Origin of the sequence: Clostridium lacusfryxellense, from assembly GCF_018861735.1 — a bacterium.
In the GTDB taxonomy this organism is placed as follows: Bacteria; Bacillota; Clostridia; order Clostridiales; family Clostridiaceae; genus Clostridium_AD; species Clostridium_AD lacusfryxellense.
On sequence record NZ_JAHLEB010000047.1, the window covers coordinates 27,000 to 42,336 of the forward strand.

At 32.3% G+C, this 15,337-nt stretch carries 12 protein-coding genes and 1 riboswitch; of the genes, 7 read left to right on the forward strand and 5 right to left on the reverse strand.

Features of this window, described 5'->3' with window-relative positions:
* Positions 1-167 precede the first annotated feature (167 nt).
* The gene (locus tag KPL55_RS19960) at positions 168-1,814 is read left to right on the forward strand and encodes a methyl-accepting chemotaxis protein (protein WP_216308511.1); all 1,647 of its coding nucleotides are present in this window, start codon (positions 168-170) and stop codon (positions 1,812-1,814) included.
* 123 nt (positions 1,815-1,937) lie between these two features.
* On the opposite strand, the gene KPL55_RS19965 is transcribed toward KPL55_RS19960, so the two are convergent.
* Positions 1,938-3,050: a DUF362 domain-containing protein gene (locus KPL55_RS19965; protein WP_216308512.1), complete on the reverse strand. Its 1,113-nt coding sequence runs from the start codon at positions 3,048-3,050 to the stop codon at positions 1,938-1,940.
* A 440-nt stretch (positions 3,051-3,490) separates the two neighbouring features.
* Between KPL55_RS19965 and KPL55_RS19970 the strand changes: the two genes are divergently transcribed.
* From KPL55_RS19970 to KPL55_RS19980, 3 genes are all read left to right on the forward strand, one after another.
* On the forward strand, positions 3,491-3,931 hold the full coding sequence (locus KPL55_RS19970) for a MarR family winged helix-turn-helix transcriptional regulator (RefSeq protein ID WP_216308513.1): 441 nt from the start codon (positions 3,491-3,493) through the stop codon (positions 3,929-3,931).
* 66 nt (positions 3,932-3,997) lie between these two features.
* The gene (locus tag KPL55_RS19975) at positions 3,998-5,773 is read left to right on the forward strand and encodes an ABC transporter ATP-binding protein (RefSeq protein ID WP_216308514.1); all 1,776 of its coding nucleotides are present in this window, start codon (positions 3,998-4,000) and stop codon (positions 5,771-5,773) included.
* The gene (locus tag KPL55_RS19980; RefSeq protein ID WP_216308515.1) at positions 5,770-7,770 is read left to right on the forward strand and encodes an ABC transporter ATP-binding protein; all 2,001 of its coding nucleotides are present in this window, start codon (positions 5,770-5,772) and stop codon (positions 7,768-7,770) included. The genes KPL55_RS19975 and KPL55_RS19980 overlap by 4 nt, the downstream gene beginning before the upstream one ends.
* A 73-nt stretch (positions 7,771-7,843) precedes the next feature.
* Here KPL55_RS19980 and asnB read toward each other — a convergent pair whose 3' ends face one another.
* Positions 7,844-9,685: an asparagine synthase (glutamine-hydrolyzing) gene (gene asnB / locus KPL55_RS19985; RefSeq protein WP_216308516.1), complete on the reverse strand. Its 1,842-nt coding sequence runs from the start codon at positions 9,683-9,685 to the stop codon at positions 7,844-7,846.
* 254 nt (positions 9,686-9,939) lie between these two features.
* Here asnB and KPL55_RS19990 point away from each other — a divergent pair, with 254 nt between their 5' ends.
* The 3 genes from KPL55_RS19990 (at position 9,940) to lysA (ending at position 13,400) form a co-directional block, all read left to right on the forward strand.
* Entirely contained in the window at positions 9,940-10,392 is a 453-nt protein-coding gene (locus KPL55_RS19990; RefSeq protein ID WP_216308517.1) for an S-ribosylhomocysteine lyase, read from the forward strand.
* A 121-nt stretch (positions 10,393-10,513) separates the two neighbouring features.
* Positions 10,514-10,684: riboswitch (Lysine riboswitch) on the forward strand.
* Positions 10,685-10,876: 192 nt separating this feature from the next.
* The gene (locus KPL55_RS19995) at positions 10,877-12,076 is read left to right on the forward strand and encodes an aspartate kinase (protein ID WP_216308518.1); all 1,200 of its coding nucleotides are present in this window, start codon (positions 10,877-10,879) and stop codon (positions 12,074-12,076) included.
* Positions 12,077-12,101: 25 nt separating this feature from the next.
* Positions 12,102-13,400, forward strand: coding sequence for a diaminopimelate decarboxylase (gene lysA / locus KPL55_RS20000; RefSeq protein ID WP_216308519.1), 1,299 nt, complete (start codon positions 12,102-12,104; stop codon positions 13,398-13,400).
* Between the two features lie 700 nt (positions 13,401-14,100).
* Here the strand turns inward: lysA and KPL55_RS20005 are convergent.
* Genes KPL55_RS20005 through KPL55_RS20015 form a run of 3 tightly spaced genes read right to left on the reverse strand, consistent with a single transcriptional unit; the run spans position 14,101 to position 14,985 of the window.
* On the reverse strand, positions 14,101-14,295 hold the full coding sequence (locus tag KPL55_RS20005; protein ID WP_216308520.1) for a DUF6440 family protein: 195 nt from the start codon (positions 14,293-14,295) through the stop codon (positions 14,101-14,103).
* A gap of 13 nt (positions 14,296-14,308) precedes the next feature.
* The gene (locus tag KPL55_RS20010; protein WP_216308521.1) at positions 14,309-14,761 is read right to left on the reverse strand and encodes a hypothetical protein; all 453 of its coding nucleotides are present in this window, start codon (positions 14,759-14,761) and stop codon (positions 14,309-14,311) included.
* A gap of 17 nt (positions 14,762-14,778) precedes the next feature.
* Positions 14,779-14,985 carry a helix-turn-helix transcriptional regulator gene (locus KPL55_RS20015; protein ID WP_216308522.1) on the reverse strand — a complete coding sequence of 69 codons (207 nt, stop codon included), beginning with the start codon at positions 14,983-14,985 and terminating at the stop codon, positions 14,779-14,781.
* Positions 14,986-15,337 lie beyond the last annotated feature (352 nt).

A 15,337-nucleotide genomic window follows, 5' to 3' on the forward strand; every position in this document is an offset into this window, starting at 1 on the left:
AACCATTATCCATACAAAATATGAATATATTAGAGGAATTAAACATTTAATGTCGAATTACATTAAATTGAAGTAATATATAAGTTTACATATATATTTAAAATTTTGAAATAGGGGGTAAAACATAAGTTACTCAGAGTACTTATGCTTTATATTAGGGGGAAGAAATGCTTAATTCGCAAAAGAAGAAAATACTTGCAACAATAATTTTTTTAACATCTCTTTGTACAATAACGTTTTTAATAATATCATATTTTGCTGTTAAAACAGCAGTTATAAGTCAGATGAAATTTGATGGATCAACTTTGGTAGGGACAGTTAGTAGTGAAATAAAGGGGTATAGCCTCGATGAGGTAGATAAGATAAGAGATATAATAGTGAATGTGAAAAAAGAGGGTAATGGTAATATTTCTTATGTATCTCTTGTTGATGCAAATGCTAAGATGATTGTTAGCAGTGATGAAACATCATCTACTATTAAAAAAACAGAAGGAAATACAGAGACTTCAGGAAAAAGTAGTGAAGAGACAGATGCTGTATCTGCTGCAACAGAGCAGGGAGATGTTAGTGCGGTGGTGAAGGAAGAAAAAACTGAAGGATTTATATTTAAGGCTCCAGATGGTAAAAATGTTTATAATGTTTCAGCACCTTTTTATGAGAATTCTAAACCTATAGGTACTATTAATATTGGAATATCGCTTGAAAATATGTATAGCGTAATACTTAAGAGTATGCTTTCTTCGCTAGGGATATCGCTAGTTATTCAGCTATTGGCATTAGTAATTGGAATAATAATTTCTAAAAATATATCCATGCCATTAATTAGAATTGTAGATAAACTTGAATATTTTTCACGCGGTGATTTAACAGTGAATTTTGAGAGTAAAAGCCGTGATGAGATAAAAAAACTTACGGATGGACTTAATAATATATCTGGTTATTTAACATCTTCAGGGCAAGAGGTAGCCGCATCTAGTGAGGAAATGTCTCAATCTATAGATGTTGTGTTTAAAGGAATGGCGGAGCAGAACACAAATATAAGTGAAATTGTAGTTGTAGTAGATAGATTTGGGCAAAGGCTAGATGATATTCAAAATAAAGTTAAGATGATATCTGAAAGCGGGGTAGAAATTAAACAAAGTGCTGATGATGGAGCCATAAAACTTGAAGAATTAGTGAATTCTATACATGATGTAAAAAATTCTTTTGAACTTTCAGAAGAGGGTATTAGGTATTTAAACATTAATGTAGGTAAAATAGGTGAAATAACTAATGTGATAAATAATGTGGCTGAGCAGACGAATCTTCTTGCATTAAATGCAGCGATTGAGGCAGCAAGAGCAGGAGAATCTGGTAGGGGGTTTGCAGTAGTTGCTGAGGAAATAAGAAAGCTTTCAAAACAAGTATTAGAGTCAGCGATGAATATTAATGGACTTATAGAACTTGTAGGAAATGGAACTTCACAGGTCTCAGAATTAACGGTAGTTTTATCGGGGAAACTTGGTAATCAAATGAGCATTATTGAAGGGACTGTAGATTCATTTAAAAATATTCAAAAGGAAGTTAATGGAACAATTGCTCAGATGGATGATGCATCCAAGGCTCTGAGCGATTCAGTTAAAGAAAAAGAGATTATTAAAATTAGTGTTGAAGAATTGGCAGTTGTGTCAAAAGAAGTATCAGCATCTACGCAAGAAATATCTACTGCATCTACAAAGCAGGCAGAGAGTATTAGTCAGCTTTCAGCAACAGCGCAAGAATTAAATGCTATGGCGTTTGGGTTAAATGAAGAGGTTGAAAAGTTTAAGGTATAAATAAAAATACTAAAGTTTTAAACACAAAAAAAAGTATATATTACGTATAATGCATTAAAATTAGCAGTTCTTAGCGAAGTGAATGCATTAATCGTATTGCAATACGCGTAATATACACTTTTTTTATTTAATTGTTACTATTTCATATTCAGTAGTACCAAACCCGATTTCATTTGCATGGTCTAAACCGACTTTCCAATTTGTATCAGGATGAATATTAGAAAATTTATCATCACCCTCATGATAATGGTTGTCTGTAAGTTCACATCCGTGCAATGCTGTTGCATTATTAACCATATCAACACAGGCTTGATCTAAAGCTACTGGATCAAAGGATGCAGCGATACCTATATCTGGAATAATTGCTACATCATTTTCCGGAGAACAATCGCAGTTAGGGGAAACATTCATAATAAAGCTAATATGAAAATTTGGTTTATCTTTAATAACTGCATAAGTGTATTCTGCTATTTTTTCATTAGCACTGTCAGCAGACTCATTCCACTTTATTGTTGCTGAGCCATAGTGACAGACAGCTACGCATTGACCACATCCTACGCATTTATCATAATCTATTGTTGCTTTTTTGTCTTCATTAAAAGTAATTGCTTCATGCAAACAATGTTTAACGCATTGACCACAACTTACACATTTACTATGTTTCATAAAAGGTTTTGATGCTGAATGCATTTCAAGTTTGCCTCCGACGGATCCGCAGCCCATACCTAAATTCTTTAATGCCCCACCAAAACCAGTCATTTCATGACCTTTAAAATGATTCATAGAAATAATTATATCTGAATCTGCAATTGCTGAACCTATTTTTGCAGTTTTACAATGTTTTTGGTTTATTGGAATTTCTCTATAATCTCCACCCTTTAGTCCATCTGCAATTATTACATTACAACCAACAGACATTGGATTAAAACCATTTTCCATAGCGGATTCAATATGGTCTACAGCATTGTGTCTTCTTCCTGAGTATAAAGTATTCGAATCAGTAAGGAATGGCTTTCCACCTAGTTCTTTCACAAGTTTAACAATACTTGCAGCATAGTTTGGCCTTATGTATGAAAGATTTCCTGGCTCTCCAAAATGAATTTTTATAGCTACAAATTTGCTTTTGAAATCAATATTTTTAATACCGGCCTCGATTACAAGTTTTTGAAGTTTATCTAGTAGATTATATCCTGGTTTTGTTCTTAAATTTGTAAAATATACTTTTGATTTTTCCATTAATGTACCTCCAATTAATTTAACTATTATTTAACTATTATGATTTTATTATAATATTATGGGATTTCTATCACCTATTATATTATTATATCATACTGTAACATGTATTTTATTTTTTAGCATAACAGACATATTTTAATTAGGTTTTATTTGATTAGATTTTTATTGAATTATCATATTAATATATGATATATATTTATAAAATTTATAAAATTTAAAATATATAATAATATTTGTGACTAAAAATATATCTTTTAAAACGATGAAACAGTTTACAATGAGTAGCTGCAAACCCTTTGAGAGCATACGTTAACGTGTGCCCAATTATCTCTTAAATATGTATTGACATAAAATATTTATGGGATTATAATATAATTCGTAGACGAAATATACGTACACGAAACATTTGCATGCGAAATACATTTTTAGGTGGTGATAAAGTGGAAACATTGAATGAAAGTATGGAAGTTGCGAAACTTTTTCAAGAGGTTATGCAGTTATTTAAACATAGTATGAGTAAAGTACTTTGTGACACAGGTATTTCTGCGCCTCAAGGTATGGTTTTGGGGCTTTTAAGTAAAAAAAAGAAACTGAAGATAACAGAACTTAGCAATGAGCTTTGTCTATCGAATAGTACAGTCTCAGGAATTATTGACAGGCTTGAGAAACAGGAAATGGTAGTACGTGAAAGAAGCGAAGATGATAAGAGAGTAGTTTACGTAAGTATATCGCCAAACTTTAAAGATATGCATAAAAGTTTTCATAAGCAATTCGAAAAAAACCTTGCAGATGTAATGACTAAGGGAAATACAGAGGAAATTCATAAAATATTTGAAGGTTTAGATACACTTAAGAAGCTTTTAATTGATCAAGAAAAATAAAACAAAAATAAGCAATAGTAATAAGACAATAATGTTAAGGCAATAACAATGAATGGGGATGATATTTTGATTAAATTATTTAAGTTTTTAAAAGAGTACACATTACAGATAATAGCAATAGTAATATTAATTTTTACTCAAGTGCTTGCAAATCTATATTTACCAACTTTAATGGCAGATATAGTAGATAAGGGGATAGCACATAAGGATGTAGTTCAAACTATTTCATTTTTAGGATATAGTGGATCTTATAAAGGAATAGATTATATTATTAGAATAGGAATAATAATGCTTATAATTTCAGCAGGTGGGGCTATATGCTCAGTTATATCTGCATTCCTATCATCAAAAACTGCGGTAGGACTTGGCAGAATTATACGTAATAAATTATTTACTAAGGTTGAAGGATTTTCTCTACATGAATTCGATAAAGTTGGTACCGCAACACTTATAACAAGGACAACAAATGATGTTACTCAGGTTCAAACAGCAACAGTAATGATATTTTCTATCATGCTTTTTGCACCTCTAACTGCTATAGGTGGTATTGTTATGGCTCTAAGAGAAGATACACAACTAACTTGGATTTTCGCAGTTGTAATACCGCTTCTTGGAATTATTATCGGAATAACTCTTAAGTTTGCAATGCCGTTATTTAAATTAATGCAAGTAAAAATAGATAAATTAAATCTTGTATTACGTGAATCACTAACTGGTATTAGAGTTGTACGAGCATTTAACCGTATAGATACTGAAAAGGCTAGATTCGATGATGCTAATACTGATCTTATGGACAATGCTGTAAAAGTTAACAAAATAATGGCGTTCTTATTGCCAATAATGATGTTAATTATGAATGTAACAACAGTTGGTATTATATGGTTCGGTGGTAAAAGAATAGATGCTGGAAGTATGGAAGTTGGTTCATTAATAGCATTTATGCAATATGGAATGCAAATTTTATTCGGATTCTTAATGCTTGCTATGGTATTTATAATGATACCAAGAGCACAAGCATCTGCAATAAGAATAAATGAAGTATTAGAAATGGAGCCGGAAATAATTGATCCAAAGAAATTTATATCGGCTGATAAACAAAGTGGATATGTTGAATTTAGGGATGTAACATTTAGCTACCCTGGCGCAGATCAACCAGCTATTAGCAACATATCATTTAGCACAAGACCTGGAGAAACAACAGCTATTATTGGTGGTACAGGTTCTGGTAAATCAACACTTATAAACTTAATACCTCGTTTTTATGATGCAACTAGTGGACAGGTTTTTGTTGATGGAGTGGATGTGCGCGAAATGAGTCAGGAGAGTCTACGCTGTAAAATAGGTTTTGTTCCTCAAAACACTGTACTGTTTACTGGAACTATTGCAGAGAATATTAAATATGGTAAGGACAATGCTACTACTGAGGAAATTCAGCATGCAGCAACTGTAGCACAAGCTACTGACTTTATTAATGAAACGAAAGAAGGATATGACCATCCTATTGCCCAAGGAGGAACAAATGTTTCTGGTGGACAAAAACAACGTCTATCTATAGCTCGTGCATTAGTTAGAAAACCTGAAATATATATATTTGATGATAGTTTTTCAGCACTTGATTTTAAAACAGATGCAAAATTACGTGCAGCACTTAAAAAAGAAACAGCAGAATCTACAGTAATAATCATTGCACAAAGAGTTGCAACTGTTATGGACGCAGATAGAATAATAGTAATAGATGATGGCAGCATCGCAGGTATGGGAACCCACAAGGAACTTTTATCTAGTTGTAAGATATATCATGAGATTGTATCTTCACAGCTTTCAGAGGAGGAATTATCATGAGCGAAAACAATAAGAACAAACCACGTGGAGGCATGGGGGGAGGACCAATGGGATCCTTCGCAGGGCCAATAGTTAAAGCAAAAGATTTCAAAGGTACATTAAAAAGGCTTTTAAGTTATTTAAAACCTCAAAGAACTAATTTCATTTTAGTTTTTATATTTGCAATTGTTAGTACTATTTTCACAATAGTTGGACCTAAGATTTCAGCAAAAGCTATAGATAGATTATTTGAAGGTATAATGAGTAAATTTGGACTACTTCAACTACATGCTAAGCAAGCAGAGATAGCTAATTTAATAAAAGCTAATCCAGCAGCGGCAAAAAGCCCGAAAGTAGTTGATGGCCTTGCACAAATTAAAGCAGGAATTTCAAAAATCATGGATATTAATGGTGGAATGATAGATTTCACATATATTCGAAATATTATTCTTTTATTACTTGGATTATATGTAGTAAGTACTGTTTTCGGTTTCCTCCAACAATATATAATGGCTGGAGTTGCTCAGAAAACTGTTTACAACTTACGTAAAGAAGTTGAAGATAAGCTTTCTAGGTTACCACTTAAATTCTTTGATTCAAAAACTCATGGGGAGATATTAAGTCGTGTTACAAATGATGTTGATAATATATCAACAACGCTTCAACAAAGTCTTACTCAGCTTATTACATCTATTGTTACAATCGTTGGTATTGTAATTATGATGCTTACAATAAGCCCACTAATGACATTAGTTGTTATTTTAACTTTACCACTATACATTCTTGTAACAGCATTTGTTGCAAAAAGATCTCAAAAGTTCTTTGCTGCTCAACAAAAAGAAATTGGAGCACTTAATGGTCATGTTGAGGAGATGTATACTGGTCACAAAATTGTTAAATCCTTTGGGCATGAGAAGGATTCTATAGAGGAGTTTAAAAGCATTAATGACAGGCTATACAACGCTGGTTGGAAAGCTCAGTTCATATCAGGAATAATAATGCCTATGATGAGATTTGTTAGTAATATAGGTTATGTAGTAGTTTGTGTTGTTGGTGGATATTTAGCAACACAAGGAAAAATTTCTATAGGTAATATTCAAGCCTTTATTCAATATTCAAGTCAGTTTACTCAACCAATAGTTCAAACTGCAAATATCGCAAACATTATTCAATCAACTGTAGCTTCAGCTGAACGAATATTTGAATTATTAGATGAGGTTGAAGAAATTGTAGAAACAAATAATACTAAAGTTATTGAACTACCTAAGGGTGAAGTTAAATTCGAACATGTTAACTTTAGCTACAAAGCAGATGAACCACTTATTACAGATATGAATATTGATGTAAAGAGGGGTCATACAATTGCAATTGTTGGACCAACAGGTGCTGGTAAAACAACGTTAGTTAACTTACTTATGCGTTTCTACGAGATAGACGGTGGTAAGATTACAGTTGATGGAGTGGACATTAGAGACATTAAACGTGGAGAATTGCGTAGTATGTTTGGAATGGTACTTCAGGATACTTGGCTCTTTAATGGTACTATAATGGACAATATTGCTTACGGTAAAGAAGGGGCTACTGATGATGAAGTTATTAAAGCTGCAAGAGCAGCTCATGCACATCACTTTATTAAAACTCTTCCTGATGGATATAACACAATATTAAATGAAGAAGCATCCAATATATCTCAAGGACAAAAACAACTTCTTACTATAGCTCGCGCAATACTTGCTAATCCAACCATTATGATATTGGATGAAGCTACAAGTAGTGTTGACTCAAGAACAGAAGTTTATATACAAAGGGCTATGACAGAGCTTATGCAAAATAGAACAAGTTTTGTAATTGCACATAGACTTTCTACAATTAAAGATGCGGAGCTCATATTAGTTATGAATAAAGGAAGTATCATTGAAATGGGTAACCATAATGATCTTCTTGCTCAAGATGGATTCTATGCAGAGCTTTATAATAGTCAGTTTAGTGGGGCAAATTTAGATAATGAAGTAGGATAAGTTAAAGACACTGTAGAAAAAATTTACAGTGTCTTTTTTATATAAATTTGAAATGATTTAGAATTTTTGTTTCTTATTTAATAATAACATTATATTCTCTAAGCCAAGTATTTACTTGAATTAAATATGCAATAAGTTGAGGCCCTGTCATAAGCTGACCATACCAAGGATTTTTATATGCACTACCACCTGAATCAACTATTTCTTGAACGTGTTTTTGATCTATGAGTTGTAGTATAGGTGATGATTTATCATTTAGTATATTATTCATAAGTTTTTGAACAGCCAGTGTATATCCAGGGTTATGAGTTTTTGGATAAGGACTCTTTTTCCTCCAAAGTACGTCGCCTGGAAGTAGTCCTGTAAGAGCCTGCCTTAATACTCCTTTTTCACGCCCTTTATAATATTTCATATCCATAGGGATATTATAGGCATATTCTACAAGCCTCTGGTCTGCGAAAGGGACTCTTACCTCAAGGCCGCTAGCCATGCTCATTCTATCTTTTCTAGTAAGTAGAGTTATCATAAACCATTTTATATTTAAATAGAATAATTCTCTCATTCTATGCTCTCTAGGGCTTTCGCCAGGGATACCTGGAACTTGTCTTAAGCTTTCATCATATTTATCTTGAACATATTCATCGATGGGAAGACTTTGAAGGTCAGGGGATAGTATACTTTTTCTATCACTTACGAATTTTGACCAAGGGAATGTAGTTGCGTTTATATCTTCTTCACGTCTAAACCATGGGTAACCACCAAATAATTCGTCTGCACACTCCCCGGATAATGCAACTGTAGAGTTTTTTCTTACCTCCTTGCAAAAGAGATATAATGAGGAATCTACATCTGCCATACCTGGTAAATCAGTAGCAAAAACAGCCTCCTTAAGGTAGGATGCAAGTTCCGGTGTATCAATTAGTATATCGTGATGATCTGACCCAATGTAATCCACCATTTTATAAATCCAGTCTGCATCAGTATTTGGTTGAAACTCTGTAGGCTTAAAAAACTTTCTATTATCAACATAATCTATAGAATATGTGTTTAAGTTAGGCATATTATTCTTTTTAAAGTAAGTGGATGCTACTGCTGAAATTATACTTGAGTCAAGTCCACCAGATAAGAAAGTGCAAACTGGAACATCAGCAATAAGTTGTCTTTCAATGGAATCTACAAGTAATGATCTTATATGCTCTGCAGTTGTAGATAAGTCCTCATCATGGGTTTTTGCGGTAAGTTTCCAATATTCCTTTGTTTTAAAACCCTCTTTATCATAAATTAAACTATGAGATGGTGGCAATTCTTTTATATTTTGAAAGATACCGCTACCAAGAGGTCTTGCAGGTCCAAATCCAAAGAGCTCAGTAAGACCTTGTTTATCAAGAATTGGTTCTACTAATGGATGAGCTAAAAGAGTTTTTATTTCGGAACCAAATATTAAGGAATTATCTTTTATAGTATAAAATAAAGGCTTAACTCCTAGGGGATCTCTTGCTAAGAATAGTGTTTGGTGTGTTTCGTTCCAAACTCCGAAAGCATAGATACCATTTATATGTTTAACACATTCCTCACCCCAGAAAATATAAGCTACTAAAAGCACCTCAGTATCAGAATAGGATGAGAAACTAAATCCATTCACTTTTAATATTTTGCGTACATCCTCTGTATTATAAAGTTCACCATTATATACTATAGTATAGGTGTTATTCCCTATTTTCTTCGTCATTGGCTGTGCTCCACCTTCTGGGTCAACAACCACTAGACGTCTATGCCCTAAAATGGCATGCTTTGAAAAGTGAAAACCATAGGCGTCAGGTCCTCTTTCTTTCAAGGTATCAGTCATTTTGAAAAGGATTTTATCATCTTTTTCAATATTGTCATAAAAATTAATCCATCCTGCTATGCCGCACATTTTATCATCTCCTAAATTAAATAACATTGTCATATATATCTTATGTAATTTAATGAAAATGGTGTGTATAAAATATAATTTTGTGAACTTTCTATTGTAATATATATTTATAAGTAAGGATTATATTCAAATATATATATAGTATTGGTATTAGCACTGTTTTTTATATGTATACTGTAGTAAGATTGTAGCTAAGGATAAAGATGTTTAATATTATAAAAGATAAATTAATAAATTTCAGGAGGTATAATTTAATGGTTAAAGTTGAGAGTTTTTCATTAGATCACACAAAGGTAAAGGCACCTTTTGTACGAAAATGTGAGGTTAAAATAGGTGAAAAGGGTGATATAGTAACAAAGTTTGATTTAAGGTTCATGCAACCTAATGAAGAATTTATGAATATATCTGCTATTCATACTTTAGAGCATTTACTTGCTGGATACATGAGAGAAGTAATGGATGGAATAATTGATATCTCACCTATGGGATGTCGAACAGGATTTTATATGATTACATGGAATGATGTAAGTGTAGATAAAGTTATAGAAACCTTAAATTATGGCTTGAAAAAAGTATTAGAGTCAACTGAAATACCAGCTGCAAATGAGGTTCAATGTGGTAATTATAGAGATCATTCATTAGAAGGCGCGAAAGAATATGCTAAGCTAGTTCTAGATAAAGGTTTTAGCAGTAACATCTATAAATAGTATAGTAATATATATATTTTAGAAAACCACAAGAAAAGGGCATGTATATATAATACTTGTGATTATAGACATACTATGATAATATAGTAGATAATAAAAAAATAACTAACTAAATAAAACTACCTAAGGTAGAGGTGCTGTGTCTATTAGTAATTATTTGGAGCCATCAGGCTATGATGAATAACGAAAGGAGCTACGGCCGAAGAAAATATATTTGATAAATTATTTTCTGAGTTTACACATAATATGTGTAAAATTGTCACTGATTTTTCAGTGGAGAGCTACACGGTACACGAAGTTTGTGTAAAAATAAATATTTTTATGCAGCAAAGGTGTTCCTTTGCTGCATAATTTTTTTTTGTAGCTATATATAAGCACTTCTATAGGTAATTTTAAAATATTGGTGGATTATTTTATAATGAATTAAAATTATAGCACCGAAGGTAATGAATAGCACCAAGGTGGAAATAGGAGTGATTTGATTATGGGAGTAGTTGTTCAAAAATATGGTGGTTCATCGGTAGGAACTACAGAGAAAATTAAAAAGATTGCACAATGCATAGTAAAGAGAAAAGATAAAAATACAGAATTAGTCATAGTAGTATCTGCTATGGGAGACACTACAGATGAGCTATTATCTTTATCAAAGGGAATAGGAAAAGATCCAGATAAGAGGGAATTAGATGCATTATTATCCACAGGAGAGATAATTTCAAGTGCACTCCTGGCCATGGCAATTAAGGAACTTGGATATGATGCTATAAGTTATACAGCATATCAAATTGGAATAAAGACTAGTGGGCAATATGGTAAAGCGTTAATTGATGATATACATGGTAATAAAATTAAACAAAGTTTGAAAGAAGGTAAAATTGTAATAGTTGCTGGATTTCAAGGGATAAATGGAGAGGGCGACATTACAACACTCGGTAGAGGTGGTTCTGATACCACTGCAGTAGCACTTGCTGTAAAGCTTAATGGTAGATGCGAAATATATACGGATGTATCTGGAATATATAGTGTAGATCCTAGGGCATACAGTGATGCTAAAAAACTGGATGAAATAGAGTATGAAGAGATGCTAGAGCTTGCAAGCTTGGGAGCTCAAATAATGCATTCAAGGTCAATCGAACTCGCTCAAAAATATAGTATACCTATATATGTCGGACTGAGCAATAGTGAGATTAAGGGAACTGTAATTAAGGAGGTAAAAAATATGGATATGGAAAGTAAACCAGTAACGGGTATAGCAACTGATGATGAAGATGTGGCAGTAACACTGCAGCGTATACCTAAAGATGTGAATATATTGTCTACAATATTCGAAGCTATAGGAAGCAGGCGAATTAATATAGATATGATAAGTCAATCATCACCAATAGACGGATGTGTAAGTGTATCTTTTACAATTCCTAAAGATAATCTTAAGGAGAGTCTGAAAATTATAGATAAATTAATAGTAGATAATAAAGTTATAGTTGACGAGGATATAACTAAATTTTCAGTTGTGGGGTTGGGAATGAAGACAACCTCTGGAGTAGCAGCTAGAATGTTTAAGGTTTTTAATAAAAACGATATTGAGATTAAAATGATAACTACATCTGAAATAAGAATTACCTGTGCTATAAAAACTCAGGACAAATTAAAGGCTATACAGGTAGTTGCAAAGGAATTCAATTTATAAAGAATTAGTAGAAGGAGGGATTTATGTGAGGTTTTTTGGAAATATAAGAAATGACAATAATAAATTAGAGATTGCGGGAGTTAGTGCACAGGTCCTAGCTGAGGAATACGGTACCCCTCTTTATATAATGGATGAACAACTTATACGAGAAAATTGTAGAAGGTTTTATAAATCTTTTAAAGTTAAGGATGGACATAATAAGGTGGCTTATGCAGGAAAGGCATTTTTAACTATTGCCATGTGTGAGATTATAAAAAGTGAAGGTTTACATTTAGATGTTGTTTCAGGAGGAGAATTATATACTGCATCAAAGGCTAATTTTCCACTTGAAAATGTGTATTTTCATGGTAATAATAAAACAATCGATGAAATTGAAATGGCCGTAGAATTAGGAGTAGGAAGTTTTGTGGTAGATAATCTTCATGAAATGGAAATTATTAATGAAAAGGCAAAAGCAAAAGGCGTTACTCAAAGGGTTCTTCTTAGAGTAACTCCAGGCATAGAGGCTCATACCCATGATTATATAAAAACTGGACAAATTGATTCTAAGTTTGGATTTACAATATTAAATAATGAATTAGAAGAGGTTATAAAGACTGCTTTAAGTTTGAAAAATATAAAGCTGGCAGGATTGCATTGTCATATAGGGTCTCAAATTTTTGAGTTAGAGCCTTATAAAGATGCAGTGGGTATAATGACTTCTTTAATTAAAGATATTAAAGAAAAATTCAATTATGATATAGACGAATTAGACTTAGGTGGAGGTTTTGGAGTTTATTATGACAAAGGTGATGAGCCAAAAGAAATAGAAGATTTTTGCTCTGTTATAATTGAAGAAACTAAAATCAAATGCGCTGAATACGGAATAAAATATCCTACACTTGTTATAGAACCAGGCAGATCAATTGTAGCTAACGCAGGAATTACACTATATACTGTAGGCGCTATAAAGGATATTCCAGAAGTTAGAAAATATGTGGCAGTTGATGGTGGTATGACAGATAATATAAGACCGGCATTATACAATGCACAATATCAATGTGTGCTTGCTAATAAAATAAGTGGCCCTTGCATAGAAGTGGTTACAATAGCGGGTAAATGCTGTGAGAGTGGAGATATACTACTTGAGGATGTAAAACTACCATTGGTTAATAGTGGAGATCTTATGGCTATGTTATCAACTGGTGCTTATGGATATTCAATGAGTAGTAATTATAATAAAATACCTAAGGCTCCTGTAGTTTTAGTAAATGAGGGTACTCACAAGGCTATATGTAAAAGACAAACTTACCAAGAAATGATTAGTAATGAAGTGTGCTTATAGGGTAATGCAGTAGAGAAGTTCTCCTGAGTGCCTTGTAATAAGAGATTGAAACAGGAAATTGTATTAAGAAATTCTAATTTTTGCGAATGCAAAATTCTCTACCGCTCACACTCGACGTCCTGTCTCGGGTTCGCTAGCCTGACGTCCTGTCAGGCTTACGAAAATTTTACATTCGCAAAAAAGAATTACTAAATGCAATTTCAATGTTTCTGCTCTTCTTATCGCAAGTCACTATGGAGAAGTTCATACTTGCTACTATAAGATTTGCTTCGGTTTGTCCTGATTGGGTTACGAGAATTTTACAAGCGCAAAACAAGAATTTCTAAATGCAATTTCAATGTTTCTTCGCTTCCTGTTGTAAGTCACTATGGAGAAGTTCATACTAAAATTATATGAAAATATCGTAGTCGTCTTGACAAGTTTACGAGGATTTTATTTTCGCAAAAGAAGAATTACTAAATATAATTTCAATGTTTCTTCACTTCCTGTTGCAAGTCACTATGGAGAAATTTATACAGCATTTTCTTTGCTGTGATTTACGTGAATAGGTTGGCAGTAAAAGGCTAGAAGTTCTAGAAACTAGCCAAAAGGTTTTTTAGCCGGTAGGCTCTATATATGTAATACAAACAATTCAAAGAAGGCAGAAATATTTAAATTCAATTTAAATATTTCTGCCTTTTATTATTTAGGTATAAGAATATTATTCATTATTTGATTTAATAACTGGATTACCATCCTTATTTAATAATGGTGTAACTCCACCAGCATAACCATCCCAACTAAATAAATAGTGAACGCCAGTTTCCTTATCTACTATAACTTTACAACCGGAAATACTACCCTCTTTATAAATAACATTAAATCTTTCATTAGTATCTTTATCTTTACCAAACATTTTATGGTACCCCCTAAAATTTATTTTTGTAATATATTTTTAAAAATCCTTTTGATAATGACATAAAAATTAAAACGGAAAGTAAAGTGAAAAAAATAATCTGGTTAAAGAATCCAGCTATAATAGCTGCAGTTGTTATTGCAACTAAGGAAAAATTAAAACCTACACCACCTATTTTATCTTTAATAAGTTTTGTTCTCTCATCATGTTCTTTTATATAGAGTTTCTTTAATTCATCCTCGGTTTTTAATGCTTTTCTATATTTTGCAATGTGTATTATCATGATAAGTTGAAAGCCTATGAATACACCTACTTGAAACCCGGGTATCATATCAGAAACATCTTCATTAATTGCCGAGGCCATATTTACAAAGGCCCCAGTTAAGACAATGAATATAGCAGCAAATGCAGTGAATGTTGTCATAAGTGTTAATTTTTTATTTGTTACCTGTCTATATTTCTCCATTTTATAACTCCTTTATTTTAAAATTCGTTAACTTCTGAAAAATCAAAAACATCTTCTATCTTTAAATTAAAATATTTAGATATTTTGTATGCAAGAACAAGTGATGCTGTATACTTTTCGCACTCTAAAGATGAGATTGTTTGCCTCGAAACACCAACTGCTAATGCAAGTTCCTCTTGAGATAACTTGTTTTTTTTCCTAAGTTCCTGGATACATGTTTTCATCTCAGACCTCCTCTGCAATGTTTACTTTGCAATTTAAGTATAGCTAGCTTTGCATTGAATGTCAAGCTAGCTTTGCTGAATAATTTCTATTAACTATATAGCTGCAGAGAAAATGTAAAAACATACATCTAAAACGCAAAAAAAAGTATATATTACGTAAAGTGCATTTGATGTAAGCTTTAGAGCTCCTTATTTATTTTTAATTAACCCACGTTAAGAAAAACATATGTTTGAGCGATAGTAAAATGTACCCTATAGAGTAGACGTTTTAAAAAAAACTACCCTATGGGGTTTTTCTATGTATAATGGAATAAAAGATTAGAGGTGGATAAATGAGTATTAAGAATTTTAC